This window comes from Exiguobacterium qingdaonense, from assembly GCF_018617855.1.
Lineage (GTDB): Bacteria > Bacillota > Bacilli > Exiguobacteriales > Exiguobacteriaceae > Exiguobacterium > Exiguobacterium qingdaonense.
In genome coordinates this window covers 332,234-350,361 of record NZ_JACSKY010000001.1, presented here as the reverse complement: position 1 = coordinate 350,361, position 18,128 = coordinate 332,234, and the positions used below count along the sequence as shown (strand labels likewise).

Sequence of the window (18,128 nt, the reverse complement as noted above, 5' to 3'; positions counted from 1 at the left end):
AAGCAGGTGAGGACATGGGGAAAGTAGCATGGGTGTTCCCAGGCCAAGGCTCTCAAGCCGTCGGGATGGGACAGACATTTTTGGAAAATCCCGAGACGTTACACTCAATCGGGCGCAGACTCGGGTTTGACATTCTTGAAGTCATGTCGTCCGGTTCGAAAGAAGACCTACAAGAAACGGAAGTCGCACAGCCGGCCATCGTGGCCCACGCGTCGCTACTCGCTCGGGCGTATGCGGCGAGCGGTGCAACTCCGGATGTCGTAATCGGACATAGCGTCGGTGAATATGCGGCACTCGTCAGCGCAGGTGTCATCGATTTAGAGGAGGCGACGGTACTCGTTCGCGAACGTGGCCGCTTGATGTCGAAAGTAGAGGGCGGAACGATGGCTGCGGTCGTCGGGATGACCGATATAAAAGAAGCGCATCACATCACTGAAAAAATCAGTGCGAGTGGTGATTTGGTTCAAATCGCTAACTTGAATTGTCCAGGTCAATTCGTGATCTCAGGGCATGTCGATGCAGTTGAACAAGCGAGCATCGAGTTGAAGGCCGCGGGCGCGAAACGGGTGTTGCCATTGAATGTATCTGGGGCGTTCCATAGTTCCTATATGATGCCGGTGGCCACGCGTTTCCAAGACGTTCTCGCCTCATCACCGTTCGTTGATGCGACGGTCGACTTTATCTCGAACGTGGATGCGACGGTGCATCATGCCCCTGAACAGCTGAAAGCGCTCTTGACGAAACAGCTTTATTCGTCTGTCCGCTTTGAAGATTGTGTGCGCAAGGCGATTGCAGACGGTGTGGACACGTTCATCGAGTTCGGTCCATCCTCACCGCTTTCGGGATTGATTAAGCGAATCGATTCAAGCGTTTCGATTCAAAAGGCGACTACGCTCGAAGAAGTCGCCTCGTTAGGAGGAGAAGTTCGTGCATGAACAAGTGGCGATCGTGACAGGTGCGTCCCGCGGAATCGGGGCGGCCATCGCGAAACGTTTAGGGGAAGATGGCTTTCGGGTCGTCGTGAACTACTCGGGTAGTGAACAAAAGGCGAATGATGTCGTAGCCATGATCACGGAGGCAGGCGGCGAAGCCATTGCAGTGAAGGCGGACGTCTCGAATGCAGATGAGGTCAAAACGCTCGTGAAAACGACCGTTGATACGTTCGGACGCATCGATTGTCTCGTCAATAACGCAGGGATTACACGTGACGGATTGCTCATGCGAATGAAAGAAGCCGATTTTGAGGATGTACTATCGACGAACTTGAAAGGGGCTTTCCTCACATCGCAAGCCGTCACCCGACCATTGCTCAAATCGAACGCTGGTCGAATCATCAACATCGCCTCGGTCGTCGGCATCACTGGTAATGCGGGACAAGCGAACTATGCAGCCGCGAAAGCAGGATTGATCGGACTGACAAAATCGGTGGCGCGCGAGCTCGCGGGACGTCATGTGACGGTCAATGCCGTCTGTCCAGGGTTCATTCAAACGGATATGACCGATGCCTTGACAGATGTGCAACGGGAGGCTACACTCGAGCAGATTCCGTTCAACCGTTTCGGACAGGTAGAAGATGTGGCGAACCTCGTCTCCTTCCTTGCATCGGAACAAGCCGCTTATGTGACCGGTCAGACGATTGCCGTCGACGGTGGCATGACGATGGCGTAAAAGAGAACTTTACCAACAGACTGTCATTTAATATACTTACTTTGGAGGGATTTTATCATGACAAAAGAACAAATTTTAGTAGATGTGCAAGAAGCAGTAGCAGAAAAGCTCGGTAAAGACGTATCTGAGATCACAGCAGACAAGTCGTTCAAAGATGACCTCGGTGCTGACTCACTTGAAGTGATGGAGATGGTGATGGACCTCGAAGACAAATTTGACATCACGATCGAAGACGAAGACGCAGAGAAGCTCGCGACTGTCGGTGACGTAGTAGCTTACATCGAAACAAAATTGTAATCAGGCCATCCCACCGCTCGGTTCCGGGCGGTGGGCTTGTGCTTATTCATGGAGGGAACTATGACAAAAGACAAACGGCGGTTCGACCGTCAAGGGTCGGCGCATCGACGCCGGCGGCAAGAAGTGGAACGGGCGCGCATCTTAGAACTGTTCAAATCATTGGAAGAACGTTTAGACGTTCAGTTTCTGAATCAAGACTTGCTCGTACAGGCGTTCACGCATTCTTCATACGTGAATGAACAAAGAGGGCTACGAAAAGATAATGAACGTTTAGAATTTTTAGGGGATGCCGTTCTAGAGTTGACCGTATCCCGCTTTTTATACGAGACTTATCCGGAGCGCTCCGAGGGGGAATTAACGAAATTACGGGCGGCGATTGTATGTGAGCCGTCACTCGTGAATTTTGCGGAAGCTTATACTTTCTCTGACTTCATCTTGCTTGGGAAAGGTGAAGAGTTGACCGGTGGACGAAAACGTCCGGCACTGCTTGCCGATGTGTTCGAGTCCTATATCGGTGCTCTTTATTTAGACCAGGGGATTGGTGCAGTCGAACGATTCCTCGCCGAAGCGGTTTTTCCGAAAGTCTTAGCGGGTGTCTTTGAAGAACAGACGGATTTCAAGAGCCAGTTGCAGGAGAGTGTCCAACGAGAAGGGCTCGGGCCTGTCTCGTATGAGATCATCGAAGAGCGTGGTCCGGCGCATAGCCGTGAGTTTGTCGCCCACGCCCGCCTCAGTGACGATATCGTCGGTGAGGGGGTCGGACGTTCGAAAAAAGAAGCCGAGCAATTGGCGGCGAAAGAAGCGCTGATCGCCTTTAACCGACGATACGCAGATTTATAAGCGAAAGGAGTGGACCTCTATGGGACCCACTCCTTTTTCATGTCAATTGACCGAGTTCTTCGACGATTCCATCGACTTCCGACAACGAGAGGGACGAACGTGTCATCACGTACTCGTAAATCTCTTTTACCGCTGATGGGTCGGCCTCATTATATTCTTCCGCTTTGATCGCACCGCGATTTATAATGTTCATCTTATCCAAAATGGCTTCAATCATCTGTTCATTCGTCATCTGTATTCCCCTTTCTACAGTTCTTTTAAGAATAGCATGATTCGGGCATTTTGACGAACTGTTAACTGTGGTAAAATATACAGATGAATGCTTACTGCGGATAGGATGGTCACGATGCACTTAAAACGAATCGAACTCGCTGGCTTTAAATCATTTGCCAAGCGGATTGAATTAGATTTCCGCCCCGGCGTCACAGCCGTCGTGGGACCGAACGGGAGCGGGAAATCCAATATATCGGACGCTGTTCGCTGGGTACTCGGGGAACAGTCGGCCAAATCACTGCGAGGTGCGAAGATGGAAGATGTCATCTTCGCCGGAAGTGAAGGTGAAAATCACCGTAATGTCGCCGAAGTCACGCTCGTGCTTGACAATCGCGATGAACAGTTGCGTCTCCCATATGAAGAGGTGAGTGTGACCCGTCGCGTGACCCGGAGCGGGGACAGCGACTATTTTATGAATAAAAAGCCGTGTCGCTTAAAAGATGTGATCGACCTGTTCTTAGATACAGGTCTTTCCCGGGATGCGTTCGCCATCATCGGCCAAGGTCGGGTCGAACAGGTCATCTCCGGTAAACCGGAAGAGCGTCGCGCCGTCATCGAAGAGGCGGCTGGCGTACTGAAGTATCGTCAGCGTAAAAAACAGGCCGAACGAAAACTCGGAGATACCGAGCTGAACTTGTCGCGGGTCGATGATATCTTGTTCGAGTTGGCGGATCGTGTCGAACCGCTCCGTGAACAAGCGGCGCTCGCACGAGAGTACAAAGTCGCAAAAGCGAGACATGATGAACTCGAGACCGGAATCATCGGTGCAGAAATCCAATTGCTTCAACGTGAGATTGAACAAGTGACGGCTCGTCACGAGGAATCGATTCAACAGTTGTCTGATTGCGACCGTTCGGTGCGTGACCTCACCGAGGAACGTAGCGGGCTCGAAGCGACCCTCGCCACGTTACGGGACGAATTGACGGAAGTGAATCGGAACGAACGTGAGCACTCGACATATGTCGAGCGATTGACAGGTGACATCAAGCTCGCGAAGGCCCAAGAAGAACACGGTGCCGAGATGAAAGAACGTCTCGTCCGGCAACGTGAGGAAATACGTGTGGAGATGGAAGGGCTTTTGAGCCGTTTAACGGACATGCGTGGCGAACTGGCTCAAAAAGTGGAGACACTACAACAGACCGAGTCGGTAAGAGAGACGCTTCAACAGCAAATGACAGCCGCCTCGCGTGACTTCGATGTCGAAATCGAAGCGTTACAAAGTGAGGCGTTCGAACTCGCGACAACGCGAGCAACGATTAGTAACCAACAAAAACGCGAGCAACGAGATATCGATATCGCAATCGAGTCAAAGGAACGTCTTCTACGGGAGAACAAGCATCGACTCGATGACCGCACTTCCCAAGAAGCAGAACTCGATACGGCACGTGAACGGTACGATGAAGTGCAAGAGCGTTTTGATCGGCTAAATGAAAAAGAAGTGGAACTTCGGGAACGCGAGACATCGACGCGTGAAAAATTCAAGCGAGCAGAGACGTCATACTATGACCTCGAACGCCGCCGTCAAAAGACAGAAGACCGGATCGAGATGCTCGAACGAATGAAACAATCGTATGAAGGTTATTTTCATGCGGTCAAATTCGTCTTGAAAGACCGTTCGCCGGGTGTTCTCGGTGCTGTCGCCGAGCTGATTCGTGTTCGTCCTTCTTATGAAGCGGCAATCGAGACGGCGCTCGGTCAAACGCAGCAACATGTCGTCGTTCAAGATGAATCGGTTGGGCGCCGTGAAATCGACAAATTACGTAAAGCGAACGCCGGTCGGGCGACATTCTTACCGATGACGACCATCAAACCGCGATTCATCCCAAGCGACGTGCTCAATCGTCTCGAGTCGATGACAGGATTTGTCGGTGTGGCGTCTGAACTGGTCGAGGCGGATGAATCGTTTGAGACATTGAAACAATCACTACTTGGTGCGGTGCTTGTGTCAGAGACACTTGAAGTCGCGAACCGAATCGCACAATCGACCGGTTATCGCTTTCGCGTCGTCACATTAGATGGTGACATCGTCAACGTCGGCGGGTCGATGACCGGGGGGAGTCGCAAACAGGGGATGGCGCTGTTCACGCAATCGCGAGAACTCGATGACCTGAAACAAGGTTTGACGCAAGGTCTCGCCATGTTGCATGAGCAAAAGCAACGTCTTCAAGAGTATACAGAACAGTTGGCGGATATTACACAACAGTTGTCTGAACTTCGGGATGAGAAACGTTCCGTTGAAACGAATCTACGTGAAGTCGAGTCGGCCTACCGTACCGCGGAGCGTGCCTCGCTCGATGCCAAGTCACAACTTGAACTGTTCGATCATGAAATGATGCGCTATGAACGAACGATTGAAACGTCGACTGCTGAACTTGAACGATTGAAGAGAGAGCTTGTCGACACGGATCGGGCACAAGCGGACATTCGACTTCGTCTCGAATCAGTTCGGGCAGAGCAGGCGGAAAGTGCCAAGAGCACGGGCCAACTTGAAACGGCCCTTCGCCAAAATGAGTTGGACTTACAGCGCCATACGCTCGAAGAAGAACGGGTCCGTCATGAAACGGAGCGCTTGACGACCGAGCAGGAACGTCTACAAGAGCGATTGAATCAGCTAGAACGTGAACTCGCACGACTTGACAGCGGGGAGGTCGTCTCATCAGCCCAACTCGAAGAGACACTCGCCACAGCAGAACTTGAGGTCAAGGCAATTCAAGCGCGACTTCACGACTTGACGACAACGCTGAAGGCGAACGAACAGTCGTACCGCATCATGCGTCAACGAGTCGACCAGGCTACTGAGGCACGGCGTCAGGCCGATGCGGTCGTTCGAAAACTCGAGGCGGCCAAACAGGAGTTTGAGTTGAAGCGTCAGTGGAAGCTCGATGCGTTAGAAGAAAGCGGGCTCGTTGCCGAATTGCTGCCAGCACTCGAAATCCCACTTGAAGAGGCGAAAGAAGAGTTCAAGTTGCTCGTTCGTCAAATCGAAGAGATCGGGCCGGTCAATCTGAATGCGATTGAAGAGTTCGATAGCGTCAATGAACGATTTACGTTTTTGTCTGAACAACGGGATGACCTCGTCAGCGCAAAAGAAGATTTATATGAGATCATTGCGGAGATGGACCGTGAAGTGACACGTCTCTTCAAAGAGACGTATACGCTTGTCCGCGCTCACTTTAAACAGACGTTCACCGAGCTGTTTGGTGGCGGTGAGGCAGATCTGAAGTTGATTGATGAATCCGATTTGTTGAATACAGGAATCGAGATCGTAGCCAAGCCACCCGGGAAAAAACTACAGACACTTAGCCTATTGTCTGGTGGGGAGCGTGCGCTCACAGCAATCGCGTTGTTATTTGCGATCTTGAAGACGCGCCCGGTACCGTTTTGTGTCCTCGATGAGGTCGAGGCGGCACTTGACGAGGCGAACGTCCACCGATTCGGTGAATACATTCGTACGTTGTCAATCGATACACAGTTTGTCATCATCACGCACCGTAAAGGAACGATGGAAGCGGCAGATACGCTTTATGGCGTCACGATGCAACAGAACGGGGTGTCCGAGGTGTTATCGGTCGAACTATCTGAAGCAAAACGTGTCGTCGAGATGGATGAAGAGATGGAGGAATCACGTTGAGTTTTTTCAAGAAGTTAAAAGAGAGATTAACGACATCCACCCAAGAGGTGTCACAGAAGTTTACGGATGGGTTGACGAAGACGCGTGACGGTTTTTCAAGTGCCGTCAACGACCTCGTCTACCGGTTCCGGGAGGTAGATGAGGATTTCTTCGATGAACTCGAAGATTTACTCATCCAGGCCGACGTCGGCGTCACGACGACGATGGACCTCGTCGAGGATTTGAAGGAAGAAGTGAAACGACGCAATCTGAAGGACCCGGTCGCCGTACGTGACGCGCTCGTCGAAGTCGTAGCGAAGCGTCTGCAAGAAGATGAATCGGACCGCGAGCTCAATATGCAAGACGGACTGACGGTCATTTTGTTCGTCGGTGTCAACGGGGTCGGGAAGACGACGACGATCGGCAAGCTGGCACATCAGCTGAAATCAGAAGGCCGCTCCGTCATGCTCGCTGCAGGAGATACGTTCCGGGCAGGTGCCATTGAACAACTTCAAGTATGGGGAGAGCGGGTCGGAGTTCCCGTCATTAGACAAACCGAGGGATCGGACCCGGCTGCCGTCGTATACGATGCTGTTCAATCTGCGAAGTCACGGAACATGGATGTCTTGATCTGTGATACGGCGGGACGCCTTCAAAACAAAGTGAACCTGATGAAAGAACTTGAAAAAGTGAAGCGGGTCATCGAGCGAGAAGTGCCGAACGGACCGCACGAAGTGTTGCTCGCATTAGACGCGACGACGGGACAAAATGCCATGATACAGGCAAAGGCGTTCAAAGAAGCGACGAACGTGAGCGGGATCGTCTTGACAAAACTCGATGGGACGGCGAAAGGTGGAATCGTTTTAGCGATTCGAAACGAACTTGACATTCCAGTCAAGTATGTCGGTCTCGGAGAGAAGATGGATGATTTGCAAGAGTTCGACCCGGAACAGTTCGTCCTCGGATTGTTCGGTGATGTCTTCGATGACAAGACACGAGAGGATTCATTAGAAAAAGAAGACACGAATGAGGACCTCGCCTAAGTTTTGCTGTTAAGAAAAAAACTTGACAAGTATTAGGCACGGCTGTACTATTGGTAGTTGTAAAGGGATTTCACTTAACACGTGGAGGTGAAAGGTTTGACGCTCGAAAAAACGAATCGCATGAACTATCTCATCGATTTTTATCAAGCGCTCCTCACACCGAAACAGCGCAACTATATGTCTCTTTATTACCTAGATGACTACTCGCTCGGAGAGATTGCGGAAGAGTTTGAAGTCAGCCGTCAAGCGGTCTACGATAACATAAAGCGAACAGAAGCGATGCTTGAACAGTACGAGGAAAAGCTAGCGCTATTCGAAAAATTCGAACAGCGGCAGCAACTTCTTCAGACCCTCAAACGTCAAGTCGAGCTCACGGATGACGTGAGTGCCACGATTTCTGCGCTTGAGAATTTAGAGTAGGGGGCTGAAGCATGGCATTTGAAGGATTATCAGAACGGTTGCAATCGACACTTTCAAAAATGCGCGGTAAAGGAAAAATCTCGGAGGCTGATGTCAAAGAGATGATGCGTGAGGTTCGCCTCGCCCTTTTAGAAGCCGACGTCAACTTTAAAGTCGTCAAGCAATTCGTCAATGATGTGAAGGAACGCGCGGTTGGTCAGGATGTCATGAAATCATTGACGCCAGGTCAACAAGTCGTCAAAATCGTTCACGAAGAGTTGTCGAACTTGATGGGGAGCGATGTCGTCCCGATCTCATTCAGCCAGAAACCACCGACGGTCGCCATGATGGTCGGTCTGCAAGGGGCAGGTAAAACGACAACGACCGGTAAGCTAGCGAACTTGATTCGTAAAAAGCATAACCGTAGCCCACTTCTTGTCGCGGCAGATATATATCGTCCGGCGGCAATCAAGCAGCTCGAGACACTCGGAAAACAGCTCGACTTGCCGGTATTCTCACTTGGTGATCAAGTGAAGCCGGAAGAGATTGTGACGAAGGCGCTCGAGTACGCAAAATCAAATCATCACGATTTCGTGTTGATCGATACGGCGGGTCGACTTCATATCGACGAGACGCTCATGGGTGAGCTCGAGAATGTGAAGGCGATTGCCAAACCAAATGAAATCTTTCTCGTCGTCGATTCGATGACGGGTCAAGATGCGGTCAACGTGGCCGACAGTTTCAATGAGAAACTCGGAATCACCGGGGTCGTGCTGACAAAGCTCGACGGAGATACACGAGGCGGGGCAGCCCTTTCGATCAAGGCAGTCACGGGAGCGCCGATTAAGTTCGTCGGTCTCGGAGAAAAGTTGGATGCCCTCGAACCATTCCATCCAGAACGCATGGCGTCACGGATTTTAGGGATGGGGGACGTGCTCTCGCTCATTGAAAAAGCCGAGACACAGATGGACCAAGACGCAGCGAAAGAGCTTGAAAGCAAAATTCGAGACGCGTCATTCACGTTCGATGATTTCATTGAACAATTGGCTCAAGTGAAAGGCATGGGTCCAATTGATGAGTTACTCTCGATGTTACCTGGTGCAGGTAAAATGAAAGGGTTGAAGAACGTCCAAATTGACGAGAAACAACTCGATCACGTCGAAGCGATCATTCGCTCGATGACGAAACATGAGCGCGCCAATCCGGAAGTGCTCAATGCGAGTCGTCGAAAGCGAATCGCAAAAGGGAGCGGTCGCTCGATTCAAGAAGTGAACCGTCTCATCAAACAGTTCGATGACATGAAGAAGATGATGAAACAAATGTCAGGACAAATGAAAGGGAAGAAAAAAGGCCTCGGTCTTCCATTCTTCTAACAAAACCTTTTGTCAGTCGAACGAAAAAGCTGTATACTATAAAAGTTGTCAATTCTTAAACACATGATGGAGGTATATTACCATGGCAGTTAAAATTCGTCTTAAGCGCATGGGCGCAAAAAAATCACCTTTCTACCGGATCGTTGTAGCAGACTCACGTTCACCACGTGACGGTCGCTTCATCGAGCAAGTTGGTCACTACAACCCGGTTGCAAAACCAGAAGCAGAAGTTCGCATCGATGAAGAACTCGCGCTCAAATGGTTGGCAGACGGCGCGAAGCCATCTGACACAGTACGTAACTTGTTCTCTAAAGCAGGGATCATGGAGAAATTCCACAACGCGAAAAACGCGAAGTAATGATGTGGCCGACCTTTTCTGAGGTCGGCCTATTTTGTTGAGGAGGGAAAAGAGATGGATTGGTTATACGTTGGAAAAATCGCCAATACGCACGGTCTCAAAGGGGAAGTGAAGATTTTGGCGGCGACAGATTTTCCGGAAGAGCGATTTAAAAAGGGAAACACGCTATTCCTTGACGTGAACGGAACGAAACAGGAAATGACGATCACGACGTATCGTCCGCACAAACAGTTTCATCTCGTCACGTTCAAAGGGTTTGACAATATCAATCTCATTGAAAAATATAAAGGCCACAGTCTATACGTCCACGCCGAACACGTCCATGACTTGGGCGAACACGAATTTTATTATCATGAAATCATCGGCTGTGAGGCTGTCGTGGACGGGACTGTCATCGGTGTCGTCGACGACATCTTTGAGACGAACGGGGCGAACGACGTTTGGGTCATCAAACGACCAGGCAAGCCGGACGCGCTCATCCCTTATATCGAATCGGTCGTCCAAGAGATCGATGTCGAAGCGAAACGTGTCGTCATCACGCCAATCCCTGGAATGATCGACGATGAAGATTGATGTGTTGACGTTGTTCCCCGAGATGTTTCATGCGCTCGATCATTCGATTGTAGGTCGGGCGAAGGCGCTCGGTCAAGTGGAGATGTCGTTCGTCAACTTCCGGGACTTTTCAACGAACAAGCATCACAAAGTCGACGATTATCCGTACGGCGGTGGCGCGGGCATGTTGCTCACCCCACAACCGATTTTTGACGCATTTCATTCCCTTGAGACGAAAAGTCCACGGGTCATTCTCACGACCCCTACCGGAAAGCCGTTCAATCAGCAAATGGCCGAAGAATGGGCGAAAGAGGACCATCTCGTCTTTTTGTGCGGGCATTATGAAGGGTTCGACCAGCGTATCCATGATGAACTGGCGACCGATGAGGTGTCAATCGGTGACTTCGTCTTGACGGGTGGAGAGCTCGCGACGATGGTCATGATTGATGCGACAGTGAGGCTCATCCCGGATGTCCTTGGGGATCAGGCGAGCCATGAAGACGACTCGTTCTCGACAGGTCTCTTGGAATACCCGCACTACACGAGACCGGCTGACTTTCGAGGGTTGACCGTACCGGACGTCCTCTTATCAGGAAATCATGCCCGGATTGAGACGTGGCGCCGTGAGCAATCGCTCGAGCGGACCTACCGAAAACGGCCGGATTTGCTCGAACATGCCGAGTTGACGGAACAAGATAAAAAGTTTCTACAATCGTTGCGCGATTGAGAAATATATGCTATGTTTGAGCATGTGGGTTAAACCCATCGATTACCGATGTTCCGCTATTGGATGCTTGGGCATATGAAGATATGAACATTGAAGAAAAAGGAGATATGATTCATGAACACACAAAAACTGTTCCGTGAAATCACAGAAGAACAATTCAAATCGGACGTACCTGCTTTCCGTCCTGGTGACACAGTACGTGTCCACGTTAAAGTTGTAGAGGGAACGCGTGAGCGTATCCAGATCTTCGAAGGCGTTGTCATTAAGCGTAAAGGTGGCGGCATCAGCGAAACATTCACAGTCCGTAAGATTTCTTACGGCGTAGGTGTTGAGCGTGCATTCCCGCTTCACTCACCACGCGTTGCGCAAATCGAAGTCGTACGCTACGGTAAAGTTCGCCGTGCGAAACTTTACTACCTCCGTAACCTTCGCGGTAAAGCAGCACGTATTAAAGAAATCCGTCGTTAAGATGGGAATTAAGCTTGTCGCTTGCGACAAGCTTCTTTTTTTCTAGTACAATAAGTTCAAATGGATAGAGGAGTGAGTGAAGTTGAAAGAAGTGTTTAGTTGGCTGAAGGCCATCGTCGTCGCTCTTGTCATCGCGTTCGTCATCCGGACATTCATCTTCGTCCCGGTCATCGTTGAAGGGGAGTCGATGATGCCGACACTCCACAATGCGGATCGCATGATCGTCAGTAAAATTTCAAACTATGTGGGTGAGTTAGATCGGGGCGATATCGTCGTATTTCATGCGACCGAATCAAAAGATTATATTAAACGTGTCATCGCCATTCCTGGTGATACGCTCGAATATCGAGACGACATGCTCTATATTAACGGTGAAGCGGTCGAAGAACCGTATTTGGACGAGTTCCGTGCTCAGATGAATGGATTCCCATTGACGGAGAACTTCACACTCGAACAGGTGACGGGTGAATCGGTCGTTCCCGAAGAGTCGTACTTTGTGATGGGTGACAATCGTCAAAACTCGAAAGACAGCCGTGAAATCGGATTTGTGTCAAAAGAGGAGATTGTCGGAAAGACGAACTTCATCTTCTGGCCACTCAATGACGTTGGCACGGTAGAAGATTAAGGTGGTGCTTTTTTGGCAATTCAATGGTTTCCTGGCCACATGGCCAAAGCAAGAAGACAAGTAACTGAAAAATTAAAGTTGATCGATGTCGTCATCGAACTCGTGGATGCCCGCGTGCCGCAATCGAGTCGCAACCCGATGGTCGATGAGATCACGGCAGGGAAACCTCGGCTCATCGTCCTCAACAAAGCGGACATGGCCGACCCTGCCGTCACGGACGCGTGGCTCCGCGCCTTGAAGCGGGAAGAGGTAGAGGTCGTCGCAGTCGATGCGAAGCATAGCAAAGGCTTGAAGCAACTCATCACGGGTGCGCAAAAGTTGATGCAAGAGAAACATGACCGGATGCGTGAGAAGGGACGGAATCCCGGACCGATCCGTGCGCTCATCATCGGGATCCCGAACGTCGGGAAGTCGACGCTCATCAACCGTCTCGCTGGCCGGAATATCGCCATCACAGGCGACCGTCCTGGTGTGACGAAGCGTCAACAGTGGATCAAGATGAAAGGCGGCGAGATGGAACTGTTGGACACGCCGGGGATCCTCTGGCCGAAGTTCGAGGACCAAGAAGTCGGATATCGTCTCGCCGCGACAGGCGCGATCAAAGATGAGATTCTCAACTTGGACGATATCGCGCTCTATACGGTCCGTGAGCTACAATCCCGATATCCGAATCAATTGAAGGATCGTTTCAAACTCGAGACGTTGCCCGAAGACGCGGTGGAACTCCTCGAGATGATCGGGAAGAAACGCGGACTGATCAGTGGCGGTTACGTCGATTTTGAAAAGGCGAGCGAACTGCTTTTGAATGAACTACGACATGAAAAAATCGGACGAATCTCGCTTGAGACACCGGCTGACCATGAAATGACGTGAAGCCCTGTTGTATACAGGGCTTTTTTTGAATAGGAGGAAGACCGTGACGATTCAGCAGATTAAACAACAACTAGAGGACATCCGATATGAAGAATGGGTACAAATCTTCCCGGCATTGTCACAAGACCCCCGAGCGGGCGTACAGACGCTACTTCGGCAAAAGGAGCGTCATTTCGAACGGGAGAAGACACGACAAGCTGATTTCGAACGACGGATGACGTACGAGCGCGAATGGAAGCGTGGCGGATATAGTCGGATTGTCGGCGTAGACGAGGTCGGGCGTGGACCGCTCGCAGGACCGGTCGTGGCAGCGGCGGTCCTGTTACCGGACGGGTTCTACCTCTCGGGATTGAATGATTCGAAAAAAATGACGAAAACAGCGAGAGACGCGGCATACGCTCACATCATGGAAGTCGCAGAGGTCGGTGTCGGAATCGTCGAACCGAAGACGATCGATGACATCAATATATACGAATCGACGAAGCTTGCGATGACGGAAGCTATCCGTCAAGTCGGAGATGTGGATGCCTTATTGATTGACGCCATGAAACTCGATCTCGACATCCCGCAACAGTCGCTCATCAAAGGTGACGCGCTCAGTGTGTCCATCGCCGCAGCGAGTGTCGTCGCAAAAGTCGTCCGAGACCGGATGATGGAAGCGTACGACTTGACGTATCCTGGATATGGGTTCGCAAAAAATGCAGGATACGGGACGGAGGCACATATAGATGGTTTGAGGCGCCTCGGAGTGACACCGATTCATCGCCTTACATTCGCCCCCGTCAAGCATATGTGAAAGGAGTGGTCGCATTGCGTATCGATCATCAAGGGGTCTTACCGTTCAAGGTGACCGAACAGACATCACGCCCCCTGTTACTTGGGAACACGGTCGTCGGAAAGGTGTTACAGCTCTTGCCTGGGAACGAGGCGGTCATGCAACTGCCACAAGGGGTATTTCGGGTCGGCGTCAATGCGAACGTCAAAGAGAACGTGACGTATAAAATGGTCGTGACGGATGTCGAACCGAAGCTCGTCTTAAAAGTCGTCACTCAAGCGACCGAAGCGCTCATGGCTGCAAAATCCCCTCTTCAAACGTTAGGTGAACAGCTCGGTCGCCTCGTGCGAGACCCGATGTTGACGCCGGATTCGGTCAAGACGGCCGGGAAGGCGATGCTCGAGAGTGGGGCGGGGCAAGATGTGAAGACGCTCATCGGAGAATTGTTTAAAGCGAAAGGTGAGCCGAAGTTTGAACAGTTCGTACGTACACAAGAGGTGTTCAATGCGGCCCAGAGCCCCCCGTTCGTTGCTCAAGCATTTCACATACCGCAACTAGGTCCATTTGAACACGTTCAACTTCGATTAGAAGCTCCAAAACGGGACGTGATTGATTCCGACCACGCCCGAATCGTCTTGTTTCTTGAGACCCCGCGATTCGGTGAGACAGGGATTGATGTGTTGATTCAAAAACGTTACGTGTCCGTGCGGGTGTTCAATGAACAACACGACTTGAGTTCATATGTCCGTACATACGAGCCGCTTTTGAAGGAAGGATTAAAACGGGTCTCGTTCGAACTGTCCTCATTCTCATATGAAGTGAAGCGTGAACACGTTCCGACCGCGTTCGCGCCTCTTGGAAAGGTGGATCTCCAAATATGAAAGATCAGAAAAAGGCGATGGCACTCTCGTATGAGCAGTCGATGGATGCGCCACATGTCGTGGCGAAAGGAACGGGCCTTATCGCCGAGAGAATGCTTGAAATCGCTCAAGCGAACGGGATTCCCGTACATGAAGACCCGGCCCTTCTCTCATTGCTCTCGGCGTTACAGATTGAAGAGCAGATTCCTGAGGACGTCTATCAAGTCATTGCCGAACTTTTTGCGTTTCTTTATCAGATGGAACAGGATAAAATCTGATTTGTCTATGGATATATGTGAAAAAAAGATGAAAACTTAAAGCTAGAACGATAGACAGCGCTTTCAGTTTTTCGTTACAATAGACGTGCCGATATTAAAGGGGACTAAGGGGGAAAACATATGAATATCCATGAGTATCAGGCGAAAGAATTGTTAAGAGAGTTTGGGGTAGCCGTTCCGACAGGTTATCCAGCCTTTACTGTTGAAGAGGCCGTGGCAGCCGCTGCGAAGCTTGATGGTGAAGTGAAGGTAGTAAAAGCTCAAATCCACGCAGGTGGCCGTGGTAAAGCAGGTGGCGTCAAACTTGCGAAGACAGATGAAGAAGTGGAGCAATACGCTTCGGAGATTCTCGGAAAAACGCTCGTGACACACCAGACAGGTCCAGAAGGAAAAGTTGTCCAGCGTCTCTATATCGAGGAAGGTTCTGCGATTGACCAAGAATTTTACTTAGGACTCGTGCTTGACCGTTCGATCGGCCGAATTGTCATCATGGGTTCATCTGAAGGTGGAATGGACATCGAGGAAGTCGCTGAACATACACCTGAGAAGATTCATAAAGAGATTGTCGATCCGGTCGTTGGCTTGCGTCCATTCCAAGCACGTCGTCTCGCATTCAAGATGGAAGTCCCGACGAAACTCGTCAACAAGTTCAGTGACATGGTCATGAAGTTGTACAAAGTGTACGTCGAGACAGATTGCACAATCGCTGAAATCAACCCGCTCGTCACGACGAAAGACGGAAATGTCATCGCGCTTGATGCGAAGTTGAACTTCGATAGCAACGCTCTCTACCGTCACTCGGACATCCTCTCGTTACGCGATACGACGGAAGAGGACCCACGAGAAGTGGAAGCGTCTAAGCATGACCTTAGCTACATCGCGCTCGACGGGAACATCGGTTGTCTCGTCAACGGTGCCGGTCTTGCGATGGCAACGATGGATATTATCAAGCACTACGGCGCTGAACCCGCCAACTTCCTCGATGTAGGTGGCGGTGCGACGAAAGAAAAAGTGACAGAAGCGTTCAAATTGATCTTGTCAGACGACCAGGTCAAAGGAATCTTCGTCAACATTTTCGGTGGAATCATGAAGTGTGACATCATCGCAGAGGGGATTGTCGCAGCGACGAAAGAAATCGGACTCGACTTGCCACTCGTCGTTCGCTTAGAAGGAACGAACGTTGATGCCGGGAAGCGCATTCTCGATGAATCTGGACTTGCGATCACGACGGCCAGCTCGATGGCTGACGGTGCAGAAAAAATCGCAGCACTCGTTCGATAAGGGGGAAACGACATGAGTATTTGGGCGAATAAAGATACGAAAGTCATCATTCAAGGGATTACAGGGAAGCAAGGACTGTTCCACGGCGAACAGATGCTTGCGTATAACACGAAGTTAGTCGGCGGTGTCACACCAGGGAAAGGTGGCACGACGGTCCTCGATAACGTTCCGGTATTCAATACCGTTTCCGAAGCGGTCGAGTCGACAGGTGCCAACGCATCGATCATCTATGTTCCACCTGCTTTCGCAGCGGATTCGATCATGGAAGCCGCGGACAGTGGCATCGAACTCATCATCTGTATCACTGAAGGAATCCCGGTTGTGGACATGATTCAAGTGAAACGTTATCTCGAAGATAAACCGGCTCGTTTAATCGGACCGAACTGTCCTGGTATCATCACGCCAGGAGAAGCGAAACTTGGCATCATGCCTGGCTACATTCATACGAAAGGGCATGTCGGAATCGTATCACGTTCTGGGACGCTCACGTATGAGGCGGTTCATCAGTTGACGACAGCAGGAATCGGTCAATCGACAGCTGTCGGGATTGGGGGAGACCCAGTCAACGGAACGAACTTCATCGATACACTCAAAGCGTTCAATGATGATGAGGATACGAAAGCGGTCATCATGATCGGTGAAATCGGTGGAACAGCAGAAGAAGAGGCAGCTGAATGGGTGAAGGCCAACATGACGAAACCGGTCATCGGTTTTATCGGCGGACAGACAGCTCCTGAAGGAAAGCGCATGGGACATGCTGGCGCAATCATCTCAGGCGGTAAAGGTACGGCTGCTGAGAAGATTAAGACATTGAACGCCAATGGAATCGAAGTGGCTGAGACACCAGCTGTCATCGGTGAAACATTGATTCGTGTCTTGAAAAATGAAGGATTATACGAAGCGTGTGTCACGGGACAACCGACGACATGAAAATCTTGAGGGATGCTTGCATCCCTCATTTTTTTAAAGGAGAGTTTGTGATGAATCAAACAATTGCACGGTTTGCGGCTGCACGAATTCCAGTTGAGTTTGTACATCATTATTTGAATGGCACGCTTGAAGCACACCGTATGCATTTTTCTATACATGTCTGGAGACGGGCTGAAATGGCTTTACACGCATCGGAATCGTATACGCAGTTCGTCACATGGGAAGATGCCTCGTTTCCGAAACGGTTGCTCGACATCCCGAACCCACCTTATTGTTTGTTTTATAAGGGGGATTTAGAGGTACTACAAGAAAGAACGACCGCGATGGTCGGAAGTCGTGAGTTGAATCGAATCAGTCAATCGCTCGTGAATCATTATCACTCTTTAATAGAAGAAACTGTATCTGTTTCTGGAGGCGCCCTCGGAATCGATGGGCTCATTCACGCGCATGCCCTCCGCACGCATCGTCCGACAGTGGCGGTACTCGGAGCTGGACTGAACCGACTTTATCCGGCGGCGAACCGAGACATGCTTTTGCAGATTCCGCAAAAGGGAGTCCTGCTAAGTGAGTATGTACCAAACACGCCGATTCAAAAATTTCAATTTTTGGAAAGAAATCGTTTGGTCAGTGGTCTTGGCGATGCGTTGGTCGTTATACAGGCGAGACGAAAGAGCGGGACGATGAACACGGTCGGACATGCATTAGAACAGGGAAAAACGGTGTTCGCGGTACCGGGTTCTCCGCTCGATCCTCTCGCAGAAGGACCGAATCGACTGATTGAAGAAGGGGCGATTCCATTGACGAATTCCGATCAAATTATTCGAGATCTCATGATTGTACGTTGACAAACCGGTGAGAACATGAATATTATGGTAGGGATTTAAATGACCTCTAAAAG

Annotated in this window: 21 protein-coding genes; 20 read left to right on the top strand and 1 reads right to left on the bottom strand. The window is 50.5% G+C overall.

Translation table 11 applies throughout. The features are described from left to right. Window positions 1-14 precede the first annotated feature (14 nt). The 4 genes from fabD to rnc are packed head-to-tail and all read left to right on the top strand — an operon-like array spanning window position 15 to window position 2,805. Window positions 15-935, top strand: coding sequence for an ACP S-malonyltransferase (gene fabD / locus KNP00_RS01770; RefSeq protein ID WP_215141681.1), 921 nt, complete (start codon window positions 15-17; stop codon window positions 933-935). Beyond that, entirely contained in the window at window positions 928-1,668 is a 741-nt protein-coding gene (gene fabG, locus KNP00_RS01765) for a 3-oxoacyl-[acyl-carrier-protein] reductase (protein ID WP_215141679.1), read from the top strand. The genes fabD and fabG overlap by 8 nt, the downstream gene beginning before the upstream one ends. A 57-nt stretch (window positions 1,669-1,725) precedes the next feature. Next, window positions 1,726-1,965, top strand: coding sequence for an acyl carrier protein (gene acpP / locus KNP00_RS01760; protein WP_074037274.1), 240 nt, complete (start codon window positions 1,726-1,728; stop codon window positions 1,963-1,965). 60 nt (window positions 1,966-2,025) lie between these two features. Then, window positions 2,026-2,805: a ribonuclease III gene (rnc, locus tag KNP00_RS01755; RefSeq protein ID WP_240542649.1), complete on the top strand. Its 780-nt coding sequence runs from the start codon at window positions 2,026-2,028 to the stop codon at window positions 2,803-2,805. 37 nt (window positions 2,806-2,842) lie between these two features. Here the strand turns inward: rnc and KNP00_RS01750 are convergent, their stop codons facing one another. Continuing rightward, window positions 2,843-3,037 carry a DUF1128 family protein gene (locus KNP00_RS01750; protein ID WP_214788880.1) on the bottom strand — a complete coding sequence of 65 codons (195 nt, stop codon included), beginning with the start codon at window positions 3,035-3,037 and terminating at the stop codon, window positions 2,843-2,845. A gap of 114 nt (window positions 3,038-3,151) precedes the next feature. Here KNP00_RS01750 and smc point away from each other — a divergent pair, with 114 nt between their 5' ends. The 16 genes from smc to dprA all read left to right on the top strand — a co-directional run bounded on the left by smc (window position 3,152) and on the right by dprA (window position 18,075). Then, window positions 3,152-6,709 carry a chromosome segregation protein SMC gene (gene smc, locus KNP00_RS01745; protein WP_215141677.1) on the top strand — a complete coding sequence of 1,186 codons (3,558 nt, stop codon included), beginning with the start codon at window positions 3,152-3,154 and terminating at the stop codon, window positions 6,707-6,709. Beyond that, window positions 6,706-7,731, top strand: coding sequence for a signal recognition particle-docking protein FtsY (ftsY, locus tag KNP00_RS01740; protein ID WP_215141675.1), 1,026 nt, complete (start codon window positions 6,706-6,708; stop codon window positions 7,729-7,731). The genes smc and ftsY overlap by 4 nt, the downstream gene beginning before the upstream one ends. 120 nt (window positions 7,732-7,851) lie before the next feature. Beyond that, window positions 7,852-8,151 carry a putative DNA-binding protein gene (locus KNP00_RS01735; RefSeq protein ID WP_240542681.1) on the top strand — a complete coding sequence of 100 codons (300 nt, stop codon included), beginning with the start codon at window positions 7,852-7,854 and terminating at the stop codon, window positions 8,149-8,151. Window positions 8,152-8,162: 11 nt separating this feature from the next. Continuing rightward, on the top strand, window positions 8,163-9,503 hold the full coding sequence (gene ffh, locus KNP00_RS01730; protein WP_215141670.1) for a signal recognition particle protein: 1,341 nt from the start codon (window positions 8,163-8,165) through the stop codon (window positions 9,501-9,503). 82 nt (window positions 9,504-9,585) lie between these two features. Next, window positions 9,586-9,861, top strand: coding sequence for a 30S ribosomal protein S16 (gene rpsP / locus KNP00_RS01725; RefSeq protein WP_114165525.1), 276 nt, complete (start codon window positions 9,586-9,588; stop codon window positions 9,859-9,861). A 54-nt stretch (window positions 9,862-9,915) separates the two neighbouring features. Further along, the gene (gene rimM, locus KNP00_RS01720; RefSeq protein WP_215141668.1) at window positions 9,916-10,434 is read left to right on the top strand and encodes a ribosome maturation factor RimM; all 519 of its coding nucleotides are present in this window, start codon (window positions 9,916-9,918) and stop codon (window positions 10,432-10,434) included. After that, window positions 10,424-11,140 carry a tRNA (guanosine(37)-N1)-methyltransferase TrmD gene (gene trmD, locus KNP00_RS01715; protein ID WP_215141666.1) on the top strand — a complete coding sequence of 239 codons (717 nt, stop codon included), beginning with the start codon at window positions 10,424-10,426 and terminating at the stop codon, window positions 11,138-11,140. Before rimM ends, trmD begins: the two co-directional genes overlap by 11 nt. A gap of 114 nt (window positions 11,141-11,254) precedes the next feature. After that, a complete protein-coding gene (rplS, locus tag KNP00_RS01710) occupies window positions 11,255-11,608 on the top strand; it encodes a 50S ribosomal protein L19 (protein ID WP_015881369.1) in 354 nt (117 codons plus the stop codon). Between the two features lie 82 nt (window positions 11,609-11,690). Then, on the top strand, window positions 11,691-12,233 hold the full coding sequence (gene lepB / locus KNP00_RS01705) for a signal peptidase I (RefSeq protein ID WP_215141664.1): 543 nt from the start codon (window positions 11,691-11,693) through the stop codon (window positions 12,231-12,233). A 12-nt stretch (window positions 12,234-12,245) separates the two neighbouring features. Continuing rightward, window positions 12,246-13,106, top strand: a complete 861-nt coding sequence (gene ylqF, locus KNP00_RS01700; protein ID WP_215141662.1) for a ribosome biogenesis GTPase YlqF — start codon at window positions 12,246-12,248, stop codon at window positions 13,104-13,106. 43 nt (window positions 13,107-13,149) lie between these two features. After that, window positions 13,150-13,902: a ribonuclease HII gene (locus KNP00_RS01695; RefSeq protein ID WP_215141660.1), complete on the top strand. Its 753-nt coding sequence runs from the start codon at window positions 13,150-13,152 to the stop codon at window positions 13,900-13,902. A 14-nt stretch (window positions 13,903-13,916) separates the two neighbouring features. Continuing rightward, window positions 13,917-14,762 (top strand): hypothetical protein, encoded by an 846-nt coding sequence (locus KNP00_RS01690; protein ID WP_215141658.1) that lies wholly within the window; start codon window positions 13,917-13,919, stop codon window positions 14,760-14,762. Further along, window positions 14,759-15,019, top strand: a complete 261-nt coding sequence (locus KNP00_RS01685) for an EscU/YscU/HrcU family type III secretion system export apparatus switch protein (protein WP_215141656.1) — start codon at window positions 14,759-14,761, stop codon at window positions 15,017-15,019. The genes KNP00_RS01690 and KNP00_RS01685 overlap by 4 nt, the downstream gene beginning before the upstream one ends. Before the next feature lie 120 nt (window positions 15,020-15,139). Next, on the top strand, window positions 15,140-16,300 hold the full coding sequence (gene sucC, locus KNP00_RS01680; RefSeq protein ID WP_215141653.1) for an ADP-forming succinate--CoA ligase subunit beta: 1,161 nt from the start codon (window positions 15,140-15,142) through the stop codon (window positions 16,298-16,300). Between the two features lie 12 nt (window positions 16,301-16,312). Next, complete coding sequence (gene sucD, locus KNP00_RS01675; protein WP_215141652.1) at window positions 16,313-17,230, top strand: succinate--CoA ligase subunit alpha; 918 nt, start codon at window positions 16,313-16,315, stop codon at window positions 17,228-17,230. 50 nt (window positions 17,231-17,280) lie between these two features. Then, a complete protein-coding gene (dprA, locus tag KNP00_RS01670) occupies window positions 17,281-18,075 on the top strand; it encodes a DNA-processing protein DprA (protein ID WP_215141651.1) in 795 nt (264 codons plus the stop codon). Window positions 18,076-18,128: the final 53 nt, after the last annotated feature.